Origin of the sequence: Hyphomonas polymorpha PS728 (genome assembly GCF_000685315.1) — a bacterium.
Taxonomy (GTDB): Bacteria; Pseudomonadota; Alphaproteobacteria; order Caulobacterales; family Hyphomonadaceae; genus Hyphomonas; species Hyphomonas polymorpha.
In genome coordinates this window covers 1-21,526 of the sequence record NZ_ARYM01000033.1, presented here as the reverse complement: position 1 = coordinate 21,526, position 21,526 = coordinate 1, and the positions used below count along the sequence as shown (strand labels likewise).

Here is a 21,526-nt window from a genome sequence, read left to right as displayed (position 1 = left end):
ACAGAGCAAATCCGGGGAGCGCCATGAAATACGATCTGATCATTGTGGGCGGCGGCATAGGCGGATCGGCCCTGGCGGCGGTGATGGCGAAGGCCGGGTGGAGCGTGCTGCTGCTGGAGAAACAGGCGCAGTATGAGGACCGGGTGCGCGGGGAATGGATTGCGCCCTGGGGCGTGGCCGAGACCAAGCGTGTGGGCCTCTATGATCTGCTGAAAAGCGCGGGCGGGCACCACATCACCTCGCATGTGACCTATGATGAAAGCCTGCCGCCGGAGCTGTGTGAGCAGGCGGCGATACCGCTGGGCCTGCTGCCGGATATTGCCGGGCCGCTGTGCATCGGGCACCCGCATCATTGCGAAACTTTGTTTGGCGAAGCGCAGCGCGCCGGGGCGACGGCGCTGCGGCCTGTGGTGATCGACAGCGTGACGCTGGGAGCAAGCCCAAGCGTGACCTACACGCATGACGGCGCACCCCACACGGCCACGGCGCCGCTGATCGTGGGCGCGGAGGGGCGCCAGTCGGAAGTCCGCAGCAAGGCCGGCATCACCCTGCATCAGGACAAGCCGCATCACTGGTTCGCCGGGCTGCTGGTGGATAATGTGAAGGGCATCGACGATACCCGCCAGTCCATCGGGACGGAGCGGGATTTCGGCTTCCTGGCGTTTCCGCAGGGGGGCACGAAAGTGCGCGTCTATGGCGGCTATGCGCTGGAAGACAAGGCGCGTTTCAATGGCGAGAACCGGGCCCAGCGTTTCCTGGAGGCGTTCCGGTTTGACTCCGTGCCCGCGAATGAAGCGATTGCGGCGGGCACGCCCGTGGGGCCACTGTTCGCCTATTTCAACAATGACAGCTGGACCGACGAACCTTTTGCAGAGGGCGCCGTCCTGATCGGTGACGCGGCAGGGTGGAACGATCCGATCAACGGCCTCGGCCTCTCGATCACCTACCGCGATGTGCGTATTGTGTCGGATATTCTCAAGGGCGCCGGGCCAGGCGGCAAGCCAGACTTTACGCCGTATGCAGAAGAACGAGCCGAGCGGATGCGGCGGCTGCGCTTTGCCGGGCAGTTGCAGGCCGCCCTCGACATGGAATTCGGAGAGACGGCCCGCGCGCGGCGCCACGCCTATCACATGCGCCGTCTGACCGATCCGACGATCGGGATGCACGGCGTTGCCGTGCTGGCCGGGCCGGACATGGTGCCGCCGGAGTTTTTCACAGAAGCACATCGCCAACGCGTGCTGGAAGGAGCCTGAGCCGATGAGCATTGCGGACATCGAAGCATTCAATGTGGACTGGCTGAAAGCGTGGTCTGACAAGGACACCGAGCGGCTGGTGTCGTTCTATTCCGAAGATACGGTCTATATGGACCCGCAGACGGCCGGTGGCCTGAAGGGGCAGGACGCGCTGCGGACCTATCTGCAAGGCCTGTTCGGGGCCACGCCGGAGATGGTGTATGTGCCCGAGGCGGTGTGGGCGATTGAAGGCGGGTTTTGCGGGCGCTGGATCTGCACGGTCGGGCCGGGTGGGGCTGGCGGCAGGCTGCGCGGCTTTGATCTCGTCCTCCTGAAAGACGGCAAGATCGCCCATAACGAGGTCTACGTGCACCAGTTGCCGGGCTGAGGGTGCGCGCAGGGCCGCGGGGCATTTCCAGCCTGAGCGCGTTTCCGCATCGATCCGTCATCTGAGGACTATCCTATTCCATGCGCCAGGATGACGGGGCCGGTAGTTGCCGCGGTCCTGTCCCGCGCAATCCGCTTATATTCCGGCGAGGCTGCCCAGGCGCGGAAGCGCGCTTCATCCGGAAAGGAAAGAAGGATCACCTTGTCATAAGGCCAGTCACCTTCTTCGCGTGCGGGGGCTTCGTCAGCGGCGAGGAGGCGGCCACCATGGGCGGCCAGTACCGGCATAAACCTCTCCACATAGCGCTGATAACGGGGGCGATCCTCAATCTTCAACTGGGCGATCACATAGACGGGCATGGCGTGGCTCCTTACTCTGGCCCTACGGCATCTCTGCGCCATAAAAGGCTTCGCCGCGCACCTGTTTCCCCTCCTCGAATACCATGAGTTCAGCCGCGCGCACCTGCCGGGCGCTGGCGCGGGAGTGGTAGTGAACGAGCAGGCTTTGCGTTTCCGGATCAACCTGCAGGGACAGCGGCGTGAAGTGCAGGCCCCCGGCCCGTTTGAGCGCGCCCTGCCAATAGGCCTTCAGCGCCGCTTTGCCCTGGATGACCGGGTTGCCGGTGACTGCGGCGGCGACGGGGCTGATGAACACACCATCATCCGCCCACGGCGCAATCACGGCGTCCACATCATGCGCGTTCCAGTCCCTGATCCAGGCTTCGGCATGGGCGATGAGATCGGCGCGGGAGAGTGTCGTCATGGAAACGCATTTCCTGTCTGTTGGTGCGCAGACCTTCGCCCGCCGCCGCAGATGCTGGCGAGTGAAGAAATCTCAAGCCTTGTTGAGGGCAAGGGGCAGGAAAGCTCAGCTCACGCGCGATGCAGGATTTTTCAGTTTTCACGGGCAGGCAGCCGGGAGAGGCAGAGGCCACCCGTTTCCAGCCAGAAGGCGCAAGACCAATGACCGACGATACCCTTCCGCTTCCTGCCGCCGCCCAGCAGCGCGTGCGCGAGAGCTTTGCCCGGCAGGGGCTGATGGCGCATCTGGGCGCAGAGATGACACAGGTGTCGCGCGGGAGGGTGGTGATCGTGCTGCCCTTCCGCGAGGAGCTGACCCAGCAGCACGGCTTTTTCCATGCCGGGGGCACTTCGGCGATCGCCGATTCTGCGGGCGGCTATGCCGGCTTCACCCTCTTCCCGGAGGGCAGCTCAGTGTTGACCGTGGAGTTCAAGATCAACCTCATCGCCCCGGCGGAGGGCGACCGGCTGGAGGCGGTGGGCACCGTCATCAAATCCGGGCGGACGCTGACCGTGTGCACACTGGAAGTCTTCGCCTGCAAGGGCGCGGGCCGCACGCTGGTGGCAGTGGGCCAGCAGACCCTGATCTGCCTGGAAGGGAAACCGGACCGCTGAAGCGAGGGCTTGATCTGAAACCGGTTCCGGCTCAAATACGCCTCGCGCGCGGGTGTAGCTCAATGGTAGAGCAGCAGCTTCCCAAGCTGACGACGAGGGTTCGATTCCCTTCACCCGCTCCAGTCCCCTCCACAAATCTGGCCTTTCCCGCCTCAGAACCTCGCCCGCAGCGTGATGCCATAGGTGCGCGGGTCAGCCGGCTGGCCGACATAGAGGCCGGAATTGCCAGGCTGAGCCGCCAGCAGTTCGAAATAATCCTCGTCCAGCAGGTTGCGGCCCCAGAGATAAACATCCCAGCCATTGGCGGCGCGGAAGCCGAGACGCCCGGCGAGCGTGGTATAGCCATCGACGGTGAGATAGCGGGACTCCGTCGGGCTGGACGAGAAGTCCGAGCGGAAGAAGGCATCGAGCGCGGCGAAGTAATTGCCCTCGCGGCCCAGCAAGGCGCTCTCCCCGGAGGTGTATTCCCCGCCGACCGAACCCGACCATTCAGAGATACCCGGCAGCCGCGTGCCTGAAATATCGACGACCTGCGGGCCGCCGGTATCCTCCAGCGCAGGAGGCGCATCGGGGAAGGCTACATATTTTCCCTCCGTCCAGGCGAGCGCGGCATAGGTAACGAAATTGTCCGCCCACTGTGCGCGGCCATCGAATTCAACGCCCCGCACCCGAACCTTTTCGGCATTGGCGAGATATCCCCGCAGAACCCCGATCTGGGCGTTGACGACGCCGACCTGATAATCCCGGATCTCGGTTTCATAGGCGGTGAGGTTTGCGGTAAAGCCATCCCGGGGTTCGGATTTCAGGCCCACTTCAATATGGCGCACATCTTCGGGTTTAACCGTCGCCAGCTCAATGGCCGGATTGCCGGCCGCATCATTGGGAATGCCGCTGAGGTTGAGGCCAACAGGTTTGAACGCAGTGGCATAGGTCGCATAAAGGTTGAGCGCCGGGCTGACTTCATATGCGGCCGTGATCTGGCCCGAGACATTGGTATCATCTGCATCCGCCGAATAGGTCAGCGGCGCCAGCACGGAGCGCTGCAGGGCAATCAGCGCCGGATTGGTCGTCTGGAGGCCACCATAGACCTGCGCGTCATAGTCGACACTCTTTTTGTCATAGTTGAGGCGAAGGCCAGGCAGCAGGCGAAGCCTGTCGGTCACCCGCCATTCCAGCTGGCCGAAGAGGGCGGCGCTGGTATTCTTAGACTGAATGTCCGAGATCTGACCATATCCGTCGAGCAGGCCGGGCGTATCCCACCCCGCTGATGATGGGTTGAGCAGCCAGCGCGCCGCCGCGCTGCCCTGCTCCTGGTTTCCTGTGGAGTTGATCTCCTGGGCAAAATAGAAAGCGCCGGCAACGAAGCCGAGACGCTCGCTGAGGTCGCCGGCATAGCGCAACTCCTGTGTCCATTGGGTTTGCTCGGAGGGATTGGCCGAAACAGTGGTGATCGGCAGGCCGAGGAAGTCCCGGTCGTTCGAAGGCCCCCAGTTCCAGAGACGCCAGGCGGTGATGGAGGTGAGCGTGCCAGGGCCAATATCCCAGTTCGCGGTGAGCGATATGCCCCCGATATCCTGGTTGGACTGATGGTAGGTGTCGGCGTCCGTCAGCCGGTCAAACGCGTTGAAGCTGGGCGGGGCGTAGCCGAAATAGTCCGCCAGCGCCTGATACTGACGATTGGCCGGGCGCAGCGTCGGCGCAACGCCCACCGGAACCAGCGCATAGCCATTCGGGCGCTGGCGGGTATGGTCGCCCGCCAGGATGATTTCTAGGCTGTCGGTAACATTGAACAGCAGCTGGCCGCGCACGCCCAGATTATTCAGATCGTTGATATAGTCGTTATCGCGCACGTTATAGAGCGTGCCGTCACGCTGCGTTCCCGAGAAGGAAATCCGCCCGGCGATCTTGTCCGTGATCGGACCGGATATCGCGCCCTTGGCCTGTGTATAACCAAGATTTCCGTAAGTCAGCTCCACTTCCGTTTCCGGTGTGGAGGAGGGCTTTTTCGTGGTGATGTTGATGGCGCCGGCGGTGGTGTTCTTCCCGAAAAGGGTGCCCTGCGGGCCGCGCACCACTTCAATCTGGGACACGTCGATAAAGTCCAGCGTCGTGGAGGCGGGCCGGGCGTAGAAAACACCGTCCACATACATGCCCACACCGGCATCAAGCCCGTCATTTGTCAGGCCATAGGGCGCCCCGAGGCCGCGGATATTGATCGAGGTGTTGCGCGGATTGGTCGAATAGAATTGCAGCGTCGGCACAATTTCCCGCAGGCGTCCCACATTGAATGCACCGCTCTCGGCGATGAAATCTTCCGTCAGCACCGAGACGGGGATCGGCACATCCTGAAGGTCTTCGCTGACGCGCCGGGCCGTAACGGTGATGGTTTCGCGGCGAAGTTCGGGGTCAGCCGGCCCGGCTTCGGCAGGGGCAATTTCCTGCGCGACGGCGGTGGGGGCAAGCGCTGCCACAGCAACGGCGAGGATGAGGCGGGGTTTCAGGGCCATGTTCGGTCTCCAATCGTGCGGAAAAGGGCGTTGGCGTCACCGGCCATTTGGGCGAACAATCTAACCCTATCAACCCTACCAAATTAATAGACTATACAGGTGGCCTAAACGTTGCCTCTTGTGGCCCGCGCGCCTAAAGAGGCCCGGACAGGACGGCGGATGATGATTTCTCAAAAGGCCAAATACGCGCTCCGGGCGCTGCTCGCATTGGCGGAAGCCGAAGAAGGCGCCCCGGTTTTCATCGCTGACATTGCCGAAAGCCAGGCAATTCCGCGTAAGTTCCTGGAGCAGATCCTGCTTGAATTGAAGCATAGCGGCATCGTGGTCAGCCGCCGCGGCAAGACGGGCGGCTATCTGCTGCTGCGCCGGCCCGAAGCGATCACGTTCGGCGAAGTGTTGCGCATTGTGGAAGGGCCCCTGGCGCCGTTGCCGTGTCTTTCCAAGATGGCCTACCGGCGCTGCGATGACTGTACCGATGAGAAGGCCTGCCGTATCCGGCGCGTGTTCGCGGACGTGGCCGAGGCAACCCGGAAGGTGCTCGACAGCACCACGATTGCCGACGCCATCGCTTCGGACAAGACAGGCCAGGTGCGCCAGTCCATCGCCGGGTAAGCGTTCGAGATGGTCGTATTGTGCTGTTATAAAAGAAATTTTCTGTTTTCTGGGCTCTTTGCCTGGGGCTGGGGCAGGCCATGGGCATCCGCTCTGGGGTGCAGGCTGGCTTAATCTGCTACCTCAGCGTAAAAGGCGCGCCATGAACGGATTTCTTCTTGTTGCCCTCGGCGGCGCCATCGGCGCGAGCCTGCGCCATGGCGTGGGAATGGTGGCTGTGCGCCATCTGCCGCTCGGCTGGCCGTGGGGCACGGCATTTGTGAACATCCTCGGCAGCCTGGCGATGGGCCTGCTGGCCGGATGGCTCGCCCTGAAGGCAGAAGGCATCGGGCAGGAAACCCGTCTCTTCCTCGCCACCGGCGTGCTCGGTGGCTTCACGACATTCTCCGCATTTTCACTCGAGATCGCCAACATGCTGCGCTCAGGCGATGCGCTGAAAGCCGGGCTTTACGCCATGCTTTCCGTTTTGCTCGGCGTGTCGGCCCTCTTTATCGGCCTCTGGATGGCCCGCAGGATATTCGCATGAGCGGACAGATTATTACCGAAACCGTGTCGGAAAAGGAAACCGGCGCGCGCCTCGATCGCTGGCTGAAGCGCCGCATGAACGTGACGCAGGGCCAGGTGGAGAAATTGCTCCGTACCGGGCAGATCCGCGTCAATGGCGGCCGGGCGAAAGCAAACACCCGCCTTGAGACGGCTGACGAAGTCCGCTTCCCGATCTTTGCCTCCGAAGATGCCGGCGCCCGCAAGGCGGCAACTGCGCGCAGGATTTCCGAAGAAGACCGCGAATTCCTCCGCTCCATCATCATCTATGAGGATGATGACATGCTGGCGATCAACAAGCCGGCCGGGCTTGCCGTTCAGGGTGGTTCAGGCCAGGGGCGCCATGTCGACGGCCTGCTCGCGGGCATGGAAGAAGACGGCCACCGGCCCGTGCTGGTCCACCGGCTCGACAAGGATACCTCCGGCGTCCTGCTGCTGGCCAAGCACCCCGCGGCGGCCGCCCGGCTCACCGAACTCTTCCGTGGGCGGGAGATGGACAAGGTCTATTGGGCCGTGACCGTGGGCGTGCCCAGCCCCCAGGCCGGCCAGATCCGCTGCTGGATGGTCAAAGGCGTGCCCGACATCAACGAGCCGTCAGGCTATCGCCCGGTTGACCCCTACGCCACGCGCCGCCGCGATGGTGACCGTGAACGGATGATCCGCTCCGCGCAGGGCGTTGAGGGCGCCAAGCATTCTATTACCGATTATGCTGTCGTTTCCACGGCAGGCCCCAAGGCCGCCTGGGTGGCGCTGCGCCCGGAAACAGGCCGGATGCACCAGCTGCGCTTCCATATGCTGGAAATGAACACGTCCATTCTGGGCGATCATAAATACAAGTCTCGCCGCGAAGTGCCTCACGGCCTCGCCGAAGGCCTGCACCTGCACGCCCGCGCGCTGATCATCCCGCGCGAGCATGGCAAGCCGATCAAGATCATCGCGCCGCTGCCCCCGCACATGAAAGAGACCTTCGAAACGCTCGGTTTCCTGGAACAGGAAGCCGGCAAGGATCCGCTCGCCCCCTTTATCTGATATGCTCCTGACACTGCGTTTCTGGATTAATTTGGCCATCGGCGCCGGGCTCAGCGGTTCGGTGTTCGTGATCTACATGTTCTTCTCGCGCGGCATGTGCCGGGCGGCGCTGGAGTTTGCCCCGGCCTGCACGCTGGAAAGCCGCTGGCAGGCCTTTCTGCTGAATTGGGAATCGGCGCTGTTTTTCCTTCCCATTGCGCTCTGCATCGGTGCGATCGTGGGCATGCGGGTGGCAGGGCGAAAAGGCGGGGAGACAAAGACGTGAAACTGACAGAACTTCGCCTCGCCATATGGGACGTGGACGGAACGCTGGTGGACAGCCGCGATGTGATCCAGGCCTGTATGGAAACCGCCTTCCGAGGCGCGGGCCTTCCGCCGCCGGACTATGACGCCACCCGCCGCATTGTCGGCCTCAGCCTTACCGAAGCCCTCTCAACGCTCGCCCCGCCCGATATCGGGTTAGACCGGCTGGCGGCGCTGGTGGAGGCTTACAAACAGTCCTTCGTCATCCATCGCACCACGCCCGGCCATCACGAGCCGCTCTATGCCGGCGCGCTGGAGCTGCTGGACCAGTTGAAATCCGAAGGCTGGCTGATGGCAGTGGCCACCGGCAAATCCCATCGCGGGGTGGAGGCGCTGTTCGAGAAACACAAGCTGCGCCATTTCTTCGATACTGTCTGGTGCGCCGATGATGGCCCCGGCAAGCCGCATCCCTTCATGGTGGAGCAGGCCATGGGCGCGCTCGGCTGCGCCCCGCAGGAAAGCCTGATGATCGGCGACGCCATCCACGACATGGCCATGGGCAAGGCGGCCGGCGTGCGTGCCCTGGGGGTCAGCTGGGGCTTCGGCAAAGCGGAGGAGCTCACCGCCGCCGGCGCCGACGAGGTCCATCATGAATTCATGACCCTGACCGAAAGCCTCCGAACCTTCGCTTTCGCCTGAGACGGCGAGAATCAGTCGAGGCTGGCGGAAGCGGCAGGGCGTGCCCCGCCCCACCCGGTGACGCGGCTTCCAGTCCAAACGCAGGCGGTTGCCCGCCGTGCTGCGGGAATATCAGATCCCGCCTTGGGCCTGCCATTTCATCCGCGCCCGCCCGGCATGATTTTTACAGATTGTTAGGAACATTTGGCGCAATCCGCGCGTTAAGCGGGAAATGTTCTCCCAAGAGTGTGCCGTGCTGGGCCAAGCGCAATCGATAGAACCATGAAAACCCTTATGATAGAGCTGGGAATTGCCGGGGCGGCGCTGTTCGCCCTCGGCGCGTTTGTGGCAACTCGGCCCCAGACAGCCGAAGCCGTCCAGGCCTCCACGCTGACACAGTTTACCAAGTCCGATTTCGCCGCGTTCGACCGCAACTTCGAGCTGGACGGGGCCAACTGCAAAGTGGGCCTGAGGCGCGACCGGCTCTGTTTCGGGCGCTCCCCGGTCGAGGATATCTTGGCGCCGGGCATGGCCCTGCCGCCGGAAGTGCCGATGGTGGGGGCTGAATTCCGCGTGATCGTGGTCACCGAGCTGAAAGCGGAAAGCCTGCGCACCATCCGCTTTGGCCGGTCGCTGGCGCTGGTCGACCCCGCCACCCGGCATGTGCAAGATGTGATGTCCCTCTCTGCGCCCACCTTCGAAAAGGCCCGCCCCGCCGCGGTCTATCCCACCGCTCCCTAGCGCCGGGCTTGGAACCGGCCGCTGATCGTCGTAAGGGCAGGCGCATGACCGGCACACCTTCTTCCCCTGATCGCCCCAAACGCTTTTACAAGGACGTCACCGTCGAGCCCGCAGAGGGCGGCGGCTGGCAGATCCTGCTGGATGGCCGCAGCATCAAGACGCCCGGCCGCGCCCTGCTGTGCCTGCCCACCGAAGCGCTGGCCGAGGAACTCGCGGAGGAATGGGCCGGGCAGAAGACCTATATCGACCTCTTGCACATGCACCTCACCCGGCTGGCCAATGTCGCCATCGACCGCGTGCCGGAGCTGCGCGAGGAAATGGCCGAAGAAGTTGTACGCTATTGCGAGACCGATCTGCTTTGCCACATGGCTGAGGAGCCCTTCGAACTCGCCGCCCTGCAGGAAGCCCGCTGGTCGCCGGTGCGCGACTGGGCAGCGGAAAATCTCGGCGTCATCCTGATGACCACCGAGGGCATCATCGCCGCGCCCCAGCCCGGCGCCTCGCTGCAGGCGGCGCGGGACTATGCCCTCAGCCTCGATGATTTCCGGCTGACCGCGCTCGTCTATGGCTGCGGTCTCTATGGCTCGGCGCTGCTGGCGATGGCGCTGACAGAGGGCGCGCTGACCGCCGAGTCCGCCTTCCATCTCTCCCGCATCGATGAAGAATGGCAGATGCAGCGCTGGGGCGAGGACGAAGAAGCCCGCACCGCCGCCAATGCCAAGGAAATCGAATCCGACGCCCTCGGCCGCTGGCTGGAGAGCCTGCGGGACTGATTGTTTCGAAATGAAAACAATATTGACTTTTGCGAGAACTCGTGCGCAATCCTAAGTAGGATTATGTGGGGGGTCAATATGTTTCGCCTACTGACAGTTTTTGTTGTACTTTTCCTATCAGCCTGTTCGACGGGCAATCTCACGGCAATACATAAACGAACGGAAATGGCCCCGAAGGCCGGCAAGGCGCAGGGCGTTTTTATAGATGCAGAGCAGCGGGCTGTTCTATCGGTCCAGCGCCCGGCCAGATACGAATGGCGGCTCGACCCCTCCGGCACGTATCAATGGGTCAAGGTTGAAGACCCCCGACAAATCACTTGCGCAGAGCCCTCGCCGGATGCGCTGTCCGCAATTGCCGCCCAGGCGGGTGCCAGTGTCTCCGAAGTATCCACTGCTCTTTCCGCTCAAGGCGGCATCTCGGAAACGGCGGCAAGCATCGGACTGCGTACACAGACGATACAGATTCTGCGGGATGGATATTACCGGCTTTGCGAAGCCCAGATGAATGGCCTTCCGGATGTGCAGTACGCCATGATGCTGCGTCGCTTCCAGACGCAGATGATCGCGCTCTTGGCCATTGAGCAGCTTACTGGGGCGGTGAAGGGATCAGACGCCGTTGTCTCCGCAGCGGCGGGCAGCGCTCTTAATATGAAGGAGGTCTATTCCCAGAGGGCGGCGCTGGCATCGGCCGAAGTGGGACAACTTGAATTGGACATCGCCGCGGAAGAAAAGAAAGTTCAATTGCTGAAGGAAGCCAACACCAAGTGCCAGGCTGACGCCGCCAAACAATCTGCTGGTTGCAGCGTGGCTGATGGGGTGGCGCGAGGATTGGAAATTGCGGAAATCGAAGCCACAGTAGAAAACCTCAAACGCCGTAAAGTCCATGCTCAGGCTATGAAGGAGTCCAGCACCGCCATGGCCGCCGCCGCTGTCCCGGCGTCGGATGCCAGAGGCGGTGGTTTTGTTGTCTCCCCCTTGCCGCCTGCTGCTGCTCCCCGATCGGTTGCTGACGCGGTGACCGAGATAGCACTCGCGATGATCGAGCAGGATTATGGCACACAGATGTGCCTGGAATATCTCCGGGAAGGCAACCTGTCGGGCGAGGACGTTGAAACGGCCTGCAAGGGGGTAGTGGCTGGATATGCCCAGCAGTTTACGGACCGTGCCACCAGCCGTGCCAACGCCGAAAAACGCCTCGACGAAATCTGGGCGGCAGTCCTCAAAGACGGAAAGATCGATGCCACGGAAGTCGAGATGATCAAGATGCTTTCCTCGGCGGTTTCTCCCGGCGCCACGCCAACACGCACCAATCAGGGCCCGTGGGCCGGATTGTTCGGTGGCCCGCCGCAAATTTCGACCGCGATGCGGCACGAAACTGATCGCGGGGTGCTTGCCAAGCTGCTGGAAAGCCTAAGAGGTGAGCGGGAAACACCAGAATAGAGAGCAAGGTGATCATCGGTAGCCCTTCGCTTCCTGACAGCCAGATGAACCGGGGTGAAACCGGGAATGAACGCGCGCTTCAGGGCCGGTTTGGCGGGGGTGTGGTTTTCTGTTCCCATGATGAAGCCCATCAGAACTCTTGGAGCCGCCGTCGTTGCGCTTGCTGCGCCGGCGCTCTTCGCCCTCCCGGCAGCCGCAGACGGCCCGCGCGGGACAATTGCAAAGGTCGAGACGCCGCTGCTCGGCGCGCAGGTGACCCTCAGCGCAGGCGTTGGCCACCGCGATGATTTCCGCGGCCCGCGCTATAATGGCCGCAACGAATGGGGCCAGACGGACCGGCAGGTGGCTGACCTCCGCCGAGATGCCATTCAGGCCTGCCGCTCGGCGATCCGCACGGAAGGCCGCCGCGCCGGTTTCCGCGAGGTCGACTTCGACAAGGATCAGTGGGCCCGCCAGCTCGGCCCCCGGAATTTCTTCGTCACTTTCCAGGAGGTCGAGTTTGAAACCGGCCGGCGCGATATCGAGGCGCGGGTCGATTGTGAGGTGCGCAACGGCCGTGTGACCACGGTTTCGGGCATCCCCCACAACCGCGATTACCGCAAGGGACCGCCTCCCGGGCGCCGCTGGTAACGCAACGTAACCCTTAATCGCCGCAAAGCGCCCCAGGCCTGGAGCCCTGGGGCGCATAGCTTTGTTGACCCTGCGCGAGCTTGCCAAGCCTCACGGAGTGGCTATTCAGTCACGCGGAAGCATCAAAAATCTGACGGATTGAAGGAGCAGCGCGGCATGCAGGATCTCATCGAGGCTCTCGAGCAGAAACGGGCAGACGCCCGCATCGGCGGCGGCCAGGCCCGCATCGACAGCCAGCATGCCAAGGGCAAGCTGACCGCGCGCGAGCGCATCCACGTCCTCCTCGATGAGGGCAGCTTTGAAGAATACGACATGTTCGTCGAGCATCGCTGCGCCGATTTCGGCATGGAAGAGCAGAAGATTCCCGGCGATGGCGTCGTCACCGGCCATGGCACGATCAATGGCCGCCTCGTCTATGTGTTCTCCAAGGACTTCACCGTCTTCGGCGGTTCGCTCAGCCGCGCCCATGCCGAAAAGATCGTCAAGGTGCAGCAGATGGGCGTCAAGAATGGCGCGCCGGTGATCGGCATCTTCGATGCGGGCGGCGCGCGTATTCAGGAAGGCGTTGATTCGCTGGCCGGCTATGCCGACATCTTCATGGAGAACGTGCTCTCCTCCGGCGTCATCCCGCAGATTTCCGTCATCATGGGCCCCTGCGCCGGCGGCGACGTGTATTCCCCCGCGCTGACCGACTTCATCTTCATGGTGAAGGACACCTCCTACATGTATGTGACGGGTCCGGACGTTGTGAAGACCGTGACGAATGAGGAAGTCACCCACGAGACCCTTGGCGGCGCCTCCGTTCATGCCAAGAAATCCGGCGTGGTCGATGGCGCGTTCGAGAACGACATCGAGGCGCTGGTCCAGATCCGCCGCCTGATCGATTATCTGCCTGCCTCAAACCGCGACAAGCCGCCGGTGCGCCCGGTGCATGACAGCTTCGACCGGCAGGAAATGAGCCTCGACACGCTCGTGCCGCCCAATCCGAACACGCCCTATGACATGAAAGAGCTGATCACCAAGGTGGTTGACGAGGGCGACTTCTTCGAGATCAGCCCTCAATTCGGCGGCAACATCATCTGCGGCTTTGGCCGCATCGAAGGCTCGACCGTCGGCGTGGTGGCCAACCAGCCGATGACGCTTGCCGGCGTTCTGGACATTGACGCCTCCCGCAAGGCCGCCCGCTTTGTGCGCTTCTGCGACTGTTTCAATATTCCGCTGGTGACGTTCGTGGACGTGCCGGGCTTCATGCCGGGCACCAAGCAGGAATATGGCGGCCTGATCAAGCACGGCGCCAAGCTCTTGTTTGCCTATGCCGAAGCCACCGTGCCGAAGGTCACCGTCATTACACGGAAAGCCTATGGCGGCGCCTATGACGTGATGAGCTCCAAACACCTGCGCGGCGACGTGAACTATGCCTGGCCGACCGCCGAAATCGCCGTGATGGGTGCCAAGGGCGCGGTGGAGATCATCTTCCGCAAGGAGGCCGGCGACCCGGAAAAGCTCGCCGCGCGCACCAAGGAATACGAAACCAACTTCGCCAACCCCTATGTGGCCGCGAAGCGGGGCTATATCGACGACATCATCATGCCCCACAACACCCGCAAGCGCGTGGCCAACTCCCTCCGTACGCTGAAGAACAAGTCACTGACCAATCCGTGGAAGAAGCACGATAACATTCCGCTTTAGGTTCAAAGCCTATGCCGCGCTCGGATGGCTTTGAATGTAAGCGAGCTCGTGGTGATCCAGCATATATGCTAAAAGCGCGCTAGCGTTTTTAGGGATGGAGCCATGCAAATAGCGTTTTGGTTTGGCGCTGGGTTTGGACAAATCCAGTATACAGAATGTTGCGGAGCCAAAGGGGCCGACTGCGAGTGCGGCTTGCATCATGTGGATACCAATGCCCGCGATTTTCTGACGAAGCTCTATGTTAGCGTACGGCCAAACGAGCACGACGAAGACCCCATCTTTGTTAGTGTAAGCAAAATCGGGCTCAACCTTCACTTTCAAAATCTCGCGCGGTCCGCTGATAGTGCTTGAAGGTGGTTCGACGTAATCGAGAGATTGCCCAGCGCGCCAGTCTTGAAAGCGTTTTGCAACGTTTTGATTTGCGATTGCTTCGTCTAAGCGTGCAATTTTAGTGCAATGCCCAATAGCTTGATCGTATGATTGCTGACCAACCGTCATGTCGGATATGGCGCTCTTGGCAGAGTGCCAATAGTTGTATCCTCCGTTTCCATATTTGGAATACCTATCGACAAGTCCCATCGAATCGGAAAATGAAGCTGCTAGGAAAGTACGAATGTGTGTTTGGGGCATAGCGTCCTCGCTAAATTGGCTTACCAAGAATCACGATTCGTTCTCAAGGCAAAACGAAATTTGAAGCAAGCGCAGCAAGCGTAGGGTGGGTAGAGCGAAGCGATACCCACTTTTCTGAGGGTGTGCGTGCCGCGCACTTTGAATCGTGGGTATCGCTTCGCTCTACCCACCCTACGGGTTGCCCTTGCGCCTTCCCACCCCCGCCCCGATATGCCACCAATGCCTCCAAACAGGCCGCGCCCGTCTGGTGCAGCGGCGGCAGAGAGGAAGTTTCAGATGATGAACCGGTTTGCGGGCACGGCGCTGGCGGCGCTGTTTGTGGTGGGCGCGTGCGCGCATGAGGCAAAGGCCCCGGCCCCGGCCATCGCAGAGGCGGCGCCCGCCCCGGTGACGGAGACCTTCTCCGTCCGCCTGTTTGGCCAGACCCTCGGCCAACTCGTCGCCACCACCGAAGGCAACACCGTCAAGGTCGACTACGAATTCCGTAACAATGGCCGCGGGCCGACCCTGGCGGAGACGATCACGCTCAGCGAAGACGGTCTCCCCATCGGCTGGACCATCGACGGGGCAACCACCTTCGGCAACGAAATCCACGAAACCTTCGCGCTGACAGATGGCGTTGCCAGCTGGACCGACACGACCGGGTCTGCCACCGCCGCGCAGACAGAACCGGCCATCTACATTCCGCAGAACGCTTCGCCCTACACCCTCGCCATCTATGCCAAGGCGCTGCTGGCCGATGACGACAGGACACTGCCGGCCTGGCCGGCGGGCACCCTGTCGATGAGCCCGCAGGGCACGCTGCAGATCGAGGGCGAAGGCGGCCCGGTGGCAGCCACCGCCTATGCCCTCGTCGGCGATGATGTGGACCCCACCTATTTCCTCACGGATGAAAAGGGCGGGTTGTTCGCGCTGATTTCGCCGCGATTTGTGGTCGTGCGGCAGGGCTATGAAGAGGCCGATGATCAGCTCAAGGAGCTTGCCACGCGCCTTTCGACCCGGCGGCTGGAGACCATCCAGGCCGAAACGGCGCACAAATTCGATGCTCCGCTGGCGATTACCAATGTCCGCGTCTTTGATCCTGTGGCCAAGGCGATGTCTGCGCCGTCCACGGTATTTGTCGAAGATGGCGTCATCGCATCGGTCACAGTGGGGGCCGCTGATACGTCCGGCGCGTTTGTGGTGGATGGACAGGGCGGCTCGCTCATCCCGGGCCTCGCTGAAATGCACGGTCATATGGGCCAGGACGGCGCGCTGAAGAATATTGCGGCCGGCGTCACGCTGGTGCGCGACATGGGCAATGACAACCCGGTGCTCAGTGAGCTGATTGCCAAGATCGAGGCGGGCACGCTCGCCGGGCCGCGCGTCGTCCGCTCCGGTTTCATCGAGGGCAAGAGCCCCTTCAACTCGAACAATGGTATCCTCGTCACCAGCGAGGAAGAAGCCCTCGCCGCCGTCGATTGGTATGCCGATGCAGGCGATTTCTGGCAGATCAAGATCTACAATTCGATGAACCCTGCCTGGGTGCCCGCCGTTGTGGCGCGTGCCAAGGAACGCGGCCTGCGCGTAAGCGGCCATGTGCCCGCCTTCACCAATGCCGATGCCATGCTGGAAGCAGGCTATGACGAGATGACCCATATCAACCAGCTGATGCTGGGCTGGGTCCTCGCGCCGGAGGAAGACACCCGGACCCTGCTGCGCCTCACCGCGCTGCAGCGCCTGCCGAAGGTGGACCTCGACGGCCCGGCCGCCTCCCGCACGCTGGACCTGATGGCCGAGAACGGCGTGGCCATCGACCCGACCTATGCCATCCATGAGGCGCTGCTGCTCTCCCGCAATGGCGAGGTGCAGGCCGGCATGGCCGACTATGTCGATCATATGCCCATCGCCGTGCAGCGCGCGGCGAAAGCGGCTTGGTCCGCCATCGGCAGCCCGGAGGAGGACGCGGCCTATCGCGGCGCGTTCGACCAGATCACCGGCACCATCCAGCGGATGAAGGATCGCGGCGTATTCATCGTCTTCGGCACGGACCTCGGCGGCGCCCTGACGCTGCACCGGGAGTTGGAGCTCTACCAGAATGTCGGCTTCACCCCGGCGGAAATCCTCGCCCGCGCCACGCTGGAAGCGGCTGACTATATGGGGCTCAGCGCACAGCTCGGCTCCGTCGAGCCGGGCAAGCAGGCAGACTTCTTCCTCGTGCCCGGAAATCCGGTGGAAGACCTGAAGGCAATCAAGACCATCCGCCTCGTTTCGAAGGGGGACACGGTCTACTTCCCCAGCGAGATCTATCCCTATTTCGGCATCCGGCCGTTCACTGAAATTCCTGCAGTGACGGCGCCTGCATCGCGCGATTAGGCTGGCAGCAATCACAGAAAGTCGCGGACCCTGAAGATGGGCCGCAAGCGGGAGGAGACGCGGCGATGGCCGAAGATGCATGGCGGATGTATTTTGCGGAGATGGGCGGCCTGCCTGCCTCCATCGTGTTCAATGACGGCATTGCCAAACGCCTCGGCGATCTGCCGCTGACCCATGCGATGAAAATCCGCATCCCGCTGAAATCGCCGCGCGGGGATGGCATGACGACCCGCGAGGAATCCGGGCCCGTCAACCAGCTTGATGAAACCTTCGACAAGATCATCACCGAACATGGCGGGGAATATCTTGGACGGGTGACCAATAATGGCTCACGCTGGGTTCTGGCGCTGATCCCGGCAGGCCCGCGCGAGTTGGAAGCGGCGCTGAACGCGGCCGCCGCCGCGGCAGGTTACGCGCCGGAAATCCATGTCGAGCCGGACCCGGAGAAGTCCGTCTACTGGCAGGATCTTTACCCCACCGAGGATGACCGCCAGGTGATGGTGGACATGGAGGTGCAGGGCGCGCTGCAGCAGCAGGGCGATGATCCGGCCAAGCCGCGCGAAATCGGCCACTGGGTCTATTTCCAGGAAGAGACGGCCGCGCAGGGATTCGCGCAATGGGCCCGCGACACCGGTTACCGTGTTGATTCGATTGCGCCCGCGCCGGAAGCCGGCCCGCTCTGGCTCGTCCGGATGACCCATCGCGGCACTTTGCAGCTCAACGACATATCTGGTCATTCTTTGACCATCGCCCGGCGCGCGCGGGAGGGCGGCGGCCAGTATGACGGATGGGAATCTCCCGTCACTGTGTAGTAGGTACTACAGGATCGCCGATCTCCATCCATAACGGGTGCTGGTGCATGTTTGTACCCGGAATAGTGGCGCCTGATTACAAATTATGCCGGGACGGACAATTGTTCGCCAAAATATTGCGTCGAAGAGGTAACTCTAGCATTTCATCCCATACATGCTTCCGGTATGTAACCGCCGATGAATTTGGGTCGGAATCAGAAACAGCCTTCGCGGGGCAACCTCCTCGACCAGATCGGGGACAAAAAGCGCGTTCTGCGTTTCTGGCAGACGGCAACGATTGGCAATTCAGAAGATCGCCTGGAATACATGCAGTTCGGGGGCGATCATCTGCGTCCGCTGGTCTTCCTCACCTCGATCGAATACCCGACCAGCCCGCCCTGGGGCTTCTGCATAGATGCGGCCAATTCCGGTTTCGGGGTCTTCAGTATCCGCCGTCCAGGTTTCGGCGCGTCAGACCCCGTTGCCAGCATCGATCAGCAGGCGGCCATTATTGAGGCCTTCTTTGAAGAAGCCGGCCTTGAGAACATCGTTCTCGTGTCGGTCGGCTCGGCCAACCCCGTGGGCGCGCGCCTGGCGCTGAAATCCCGCCGGGTAACGTTCAGCGTGTTCGCCAATTGCGTCTTCAACCGGGATGTCATGGGCGAATTCCGGCCGGCCTGGTTTGGCCGCCTCCTGTCGCAGACAACTGAAAGCCGGGCAGGCGCGCGCATCTCGTTGGGCGCCATCCGGCAGGCGGGCAAACAGTTCGGCAGCCAGTGGTTTTATCAGACCTGCTTCCAGAAAAGCCCCGGGGATGTCGCCTATGTGAAAACCTATCCGCGTGAGATGGCCGAAGCCTGGGAAATCGCCAGCGCCATCACCCCGGAAACCTGGCAACAGGAACTGCAGCCCTCCTTGAACGGTGACCCCTTCCTGCGGGATGGCCTGTTTTCCGCCGTGCCGGCACTGGCCATCTCCGGCATGGAAACGACCGACAGCTGGAAGCGGGGCTTTGAAAGCGAGGCAGCGCGCCTCGGCGTTCCGGTCTCGTATCTGACCAGCGGAGACATCCTGGTGCCGTATCAGTCGGGCACGGAGCTTCTGACGCTTCTCAAGGCGAAGGTTGCCGCCTGAAGGCAGTTTGGCCACAAGTGTTAGCAGGATATTAGCGCCGCCCTGTGGCGCGCCGGACACAGCTGTTTGAGTTTGCGCCTCTAAGGCCTTGAGAACATGGCAAGTGAGGCCCGCAGAATTTGTCCGTTAACAAACATTACGTTTTGGCGAGGTGGGCGCAGGATTAGAACCTTGTTAAGCCTCCGGCCAGACCCTCATCGCGGGCTGAATAACTGAAACTTTCGCAGGCGAGAGGTTCGCGATGAACAGGAAAACTGTGCGCTGGGGCACGGATACGGGCTTCGAGAAAAAGGTGAAAACCTTCGAGGATCATAACGAACTTTCCGCTCACGGATTGAGAGGAAAGCGGTCGAAGGGCGATCTTGGCTTGAGCCGCGGCATCACCCGCAAGGAAGCGCGCCGTGACGCGGCCGACGCCATTCCCGTTTCCGAGGCGATCACGCAGGATCAATGGAGCGAGCGCGAGCAGCTGATTGCCGAGCGCGCCGAAGAGGTGCGCCGGGGCTTGACCACATGGATGTCCTCCACCGCCGCCAGTGTCCGCAACTATATTCAGGATCAGACGCCTTCGGACATTCATCCCGATCAGCTGCGCGAAGCAATCAAGGCTGAGGAGCATGAATTCCGCCACTATGAGGTGGACGATACGGAAGACGCAAAATCCAGCCATTCTGCCGCGATCATTGAGCTGCAAAGCTTCCGCGAACGCCATGGAGAGCAGATCGGCCAGCGCACGCCGGATATCAAGAAGAATGTGGAACAGGCCATCGCCATCCTGATGTTCGTGATGCTGGTGGAAGGCGCGTTCAATGCGCTGCTGTTCAAGGATGCCCAGTCTTCGGGGCTTCTCGGCGGGCTGATGATCGCGTTTGGCGTATCGGCTGTGAACGTGCTTTTCGGTGTTGTGGCGGGCTTTTTCGGGCTGCGCTATCTCAACCATCCGGCCCTGCCGGCCAAGATTGCCGGCGGCACCATTGCCGGCATCTGCATCCTGATCGGCATTTTCCTGAACTTCTTCGTGGCCCATTACCGGGACGCGGTGGAACACGCGCTGGCCGCTGCGGAGGCCGCTGGCCGGCTGGCGGAATTCTCGATGTTTGAAATCCCGCCCGGCGCCGTCATGCGGGAGATGTTCCCGAACATCTTCAGTCTCGACAGTTTCGTGGCGCTGGCGCTGCTGATCCTTGGACTGACGGTCTTCTCCATTGCCGTTTATGAGGGGTATGACCGGATCTCCGACAAATATCCCGGCTATGGCCGCGTCTGGCGCAAGGAACGCAAGGCCTATGAGCGCCGCCAGCAGCTGCGGGAGGATTTGCGAAGTGACCTTTCCGATTATTTTTCCGCCAGCCGATTGTGGTTTGAAACCCAGCTTTCCCGCCATGCCCAGGCCAAGCGCGAAATCGAGAAGGCGATGAACGTGATCGAGGCGCGGCGCGATATTGCCGTGGCCGTGGCCGCAAAGGCGGCCGATCAGGAACGCGGCCTGAAGGTTGCCTACCGGCAGGCCCACCGGCGCCAGCGCAACCAGCTGCGTGACAAGCTGGGCGAGCAGGCCGCGTGCCCGGCCTATTTCGACGAAATCCTGACGCCGCAACTGCCGCCCTTCGATTTCAGCAAGGAGCGCGCGCAGGCCAACGCCGCCATCAAGACGATCGAGCAGAACATCATGGCGCTGAACCTGACGCGCGAATGGCTGGAGACGCATATCCAGCATGTGCAGCAGGGGCTGTCTTCTGTGGAGAAGAAGGTGGTCGAGGAGATTGCCAGGGTGCGCGACGCCAAGGGCGGCGACGCCAAGAAAGCCGGCTGAGGAGAGCGCCATGCCAAGACGCAAGGAAAGAGGCCCCTGGTTCTGGCGCGGCGCGATTGCGCTGATGCTGACCTCCGTGTTCGGACTGTTCGCGGCAGCGGCGATGAACCAGCCCCCGGCGACCGACAGCGAAACCAATTGCCGGATGGACCGGCAGGACCCCTCTCACACCATCGTTCTGGTCGACCAGTCTGATCCCTTCAACGCGACCGATCTTGCCTGGGTGCGCGCCCTGCTGGAGGATGAGGCGCGGGCGCTGCCGAAATATGGCCGCCTGACGCTGAGCGTGCCCAATGCGGCCTCTCCCTATGATCCGCTCACGGTCTGGTCGGGCTGTTCGCCGGGCAGCGCGGAAGGGGCCAATCCGATTTTCCAGAACCCGCGCATGATCGAGCAGGCTTGGCAGGCGAAGTTCCACAAGCCGCTGATGGGGCGCGCCGATGAGGTGCTGGTGGACACGGTTGCGCCGAGTTCGCCGCTGATGGAGGCGATGTTCACGCTGGGCGACCGTCCGGATTTCCAGGCCGGGGTTCCGGCGCGGCGGCTGATCCTGGTGTCAGACCTGATGCAGCATTCGAAAGACTTCTCGATGTACAAGACCGGTACCGAATGGGAGGCCTTTGAAGGCTCGCCCCTGATGGACCTGCGGCCCGGCCTGGAGGGCGTGGCGGTGGTCGCCCGCGTGGTGCCCCGCCAGGAATACGCCCTGCCGCTGGGTGAAGTGAAAGCCTTCTGGCAACGCTGGTTCCAGGACACCGGCGCGGAATATGGCTCGGTGACGTGAACTCAGGATAAGGGCAGGGCGACCCCCGTTGGATAGGGCGTTGGCGGTGAGGGTCTTATGCTCTGGGGGAGTAGGCGGTGAGCGACCTGAGACATAGGT

General features: G+C 62.2%; 22 protein-coding genes and 1 tRNA gene. 19 read left to right on the top strand and 4 right to left on the bottom strand.

Features of this window, described 5'->3' with window-relative positions; genetic code table 11:
* Nucleotides 1–23 precede the first annotated feature (23 nt).
* Both HPO_RS18170 and HPO_RS18165 read left to right on the top strand, forming a co-directional pair.
* On the top strand, nt 24–1,253 hold the full coding sequence (locus tag HPO_RS18170; RefSeq protein ID WP_035602149.1) for an FAD-dependent oxidoreductase: 1,230 nt from the start codon (nt 24–26) through the stop codon (nt 1,251–1,253).
* A gap of 4 nt (nt 1,254–1,257) precedes the next feature.
* The gene (locus HPO_RS18165) at nt 1,258–1,620 is read left to right on the top strand and encodes a nuclear transport factor 2 family protein (protein WP_035602146.1); all 363 of its coding nucleotides are present in this window, start codon (nt 1,258–1,260) and stop codon (nt 1,618–1,620) included.
* 68 nt (nt 1,621–1,688) lie between these two features.
* Here HPO_RS18165 and HPO_RS18160 read toward each other — a convergent pair whose 3' ends face one another.
* Nucleotides 1,689–1,979 carry a DUF1330 domain-containing protein gene (locus HPO_RS18160; protein WP_035602143.1) on the bottom strand — a complete coding sequence of 97 codons (291 nt, stop codon included), beginning with the start codon at nt 1,977–1,979 and terminating at the stop codon, nt 1,689–1,691.
* Between the two features lie 22 nt (nt 1,980–2,001).
* Nucleotides 2,002–2,382 (bottom strand): nuclear transport factor 2 family protein, encoded by a 381-nt coding sequence (locus tag HPO_RS18155; RefSeq protein ID WP_035602141.1) that lies wholly within the window; start codon nt 2,380–2,382, stop codon nt 2,002–2,004.
* Nucleotides 2,383–2,582: 200 nt separating this feature from the next.
* On the opposite strand from HPO_RS18155, the gene HPO_RS18150 reads away from it, so the two are divergent.
* The gene (locus HPO_RS18150; RefSeq protein WP_035602186.1) at nt 2,583–3,035 is read left to right on the top strand and encodes a PaaI family thioesterase; all 453 of its coding nucleotides are present in this window, start codon (nt 2,583–2,585) and stop codon (nt 3,033–3,035) included.
* Between the two features lie 48 nt (nt 3,036–3,083).
* A tRNA-Gly gene (locus HPO_RS18145) sits at nt 3,084–3,157 on the top strand.
* Nucleotides 3,158–3,187: 30 nt separating this feature from the next.
* Here the strand turns inward: HPO_RS18145 and HPO_RS18140 are convergent.
* The gene (locus HPO_RS18140) at nt 3,188–5,542 is read right to left on the bottom strand and encodes a TonB-dependent receptor (protein ID WP_035602139.1); all 2,355 of its coding nucleotides are present in this window, start codon (nt 5,540–5,542) and stop codon (nt 3,188–3,190) included.
* Nucleotides 5,543–5,704: 162 nt separating this feature from the next.
* Between HPO_RS18140 and HPO_RS18135 the strand changes: the two genes are divergently transcribed.
* The 10 genes from HPO_RS18135 (at nt 5,705) to HPO_RS18090 (ending at nt 13,920) form a co-directional block, all read left to right on the top strand.
* Entirely contained in the window at nt 5,705–6,154 is a 450-nt protein-coding gene (locus HPO_RS18135; protein ID WP_035602183.1) for an RrF2 family transcriptional regulator, read from the top strand.
* A 142-nt stretch (nt 6,155–6,296) separates the two neighbouring features.
* Nucleotides 6,297–6,680: a fluoride efflux transporter CrcB gene (gene crcB, locus HPO_RS18130; protein ID WP_035602137.1), complete on the top strand. Its 384-nt coding sequence runs from the start codon at nt 6,297–6,299 to the stop codon at nt 6,678–6,680.
* Nucleotides 6,677–7,726: an RluA family pseudouridine synthase gene (locus HPO_RS18125; RefSeq protein ID WP_035602135.1), complete on the top strand. Its 1,050-nt coding sequence runs from the start codon at nt 6,677–6,679 to the stop codon at nt 7,724–7,726. The genes crcB and HPO_RS18125 overlap by 4 nt, the downstream gene beginning before the upstream one ends.
* Before the next feature lies 1 nt (nt 7,727).
* On the top strand, nt 7,728–7,991 hold the full coding sequence (locus HPO_RS18120; protein ID WP_035602133.1) for a hypothetical protein: 264 nt from the start codon (nt 7,728–7,730) through the stop codon (nt 7,989–7,991).
* Nucleotides 7,988–8,668: an HAD-IA family hydrolase gene (locus HPO_RS18115; protein ID WP_241767959.1), complete on the top strand. Its 681-nt coding sequence runs from the start codon at nt 7,988–7,990 to the stop codon at nt 8,666–8,668. The genes HPO_RS18120 and HPO_RS18115 overlap by 4 nt, the downstream gene beginning before the upstream one ends.
* A gap of 261 nt (nt 8,669–8,929) precedes the next feature.
* Entirely contained in the window at nt 8,930–9,388 is a 459-nt protein-coding gene (locus HPO_RS18110; protein ID WP_157532919.1) for a hypothetical protein, read from the top strand.
* A gap of 44 nt (nt 9,389–9,432) precedes the next feature.
* Nucleotides 9,433–10,161 (top strand): ATP12 family chaperone protein, encoded by a 729-nt coding sequence (locus HPO_RS18105; protein WP_035602129.1) that lies wholly within the window; start codon nt 9,433–9,435, stop codon nt 10,159–10,161.
* Between the two features lie 78 nt (nt 10,162–10,239).
* Nucleotides 10,240–11,601, top strand: a complete 1,362-nt coding sequence (locus HPO_RS18100) for a hypothetical protein (RefSeq protein ID WP_157532918.1) — start codon at nt 10,240–10,242, stop codon at nt 11,599–11,601.
* A 117-nt stretch (nt 11,602–11,718) separates the two neighbouring features.
* Nucleotides 11,719–12,231, top strand: coding sequence for a hypothetical protein (locus HPO_RS18095; RefSeq protein ID WP_114106200.1), 513 nt, complete (start codon nt 11,719–11,721; stop codon nt 12,229–12,231).
* Nucleotides 12,232–12,387: 156 nt separating this feature from the next.
* On the top strand, nt 12,388–13,920 hold the full coding sequence (locus HPO_RS18090; RefSeq protein WP_035602176.1) for an acyl-CoA carboxylase subunit beta: 1,533 nt from the start codon (nt 12,388–12,390) through the stop codon (nt 13,918–13,920).
* A gap of 9 nt (nt 13,921–13,929) precedes the next feature.
* Here the strand turns inward: HPO_RS18090 and HPO_RS18085 are convergent, their stop codons facing one another.
* A complete protein-coding gene (locus HPO_RS18085) occupies nt 13,930–14,550 on the bottom strand; it encodes a hypothetical protein (RefSeq protein ID WP_157532917.1) in 621 nt (206 codons plus the stop codon).
* 276 nt (nt 14,551–14,826) lie between these two features.
* Here HPO_RS18085 and HPO_RS18080 point away from each other — a divergent pair, with 276 nt between their 5' ends.
* From HPO_RS18080 to HPO_RS18060, 5 genes are all read left to right on the top strand, one after another.
* Nucleotides 14,827–16,905: an amidohydrolase family protein gene (locus HPO_RS18080; protein WP_035602121.1), complete on the top strand. Its 2,079-nt coding sequence runs from the start codon at nt 14,827–14,829 to the stop codon at nt 16,903–16,905.
* A gap of 65 nt (nt 16,906–16,970) precedes the next feature.
* The gene (locus HPO_RS18075; RefSeq protein WP_035602118.1) at nt 16,971–17,717 is read left to right on the top strand and encodes a DUF695 domain-containing protein; all 747 of its coding nucleotides are present in this window, start codon (nt 16,971–16,973) and stop codon (nt 17,715–17,717) included.
* A gap of 177 nt (nt 17,718–17,894) precedes the next feature.
* Nucleotides 17,895–18,830 (top strand): alpha/beta hydrolase, encoded by a 936-nt coding sequence (locus HPO_RS18070; RefSeq protein WP_035602114.1) that lies wholly within the window; start codon nt 17,895–17,897, stop codon nt 18,828–18,830.
* Between the two features lie 241 nt (nt 18,831–19,071).
* Complete coding sequence (locus HPO_RS18065) at nt 19,072–20,643, top strand: hypothetical protein (protein ID WP_035602111.1); 1,572 nt, start codon at nt 19,072–19,074, stop codon at nt 20,641–20,643.
* Between the two features lie 10 nt (nt 20,644–20,653).
* Complete coding sequence (locus HPO_RS18060; RefSeq protein WP_035602106.1) at nt 20,654–21,427, top strand: hypothetical protein; 774 nt, start codon at nt 20,654–20,656, stop codon at nt 21,425–21,427.
* Nucleotides 21,428–21,526: the final 99 nt, after the last annotated feature.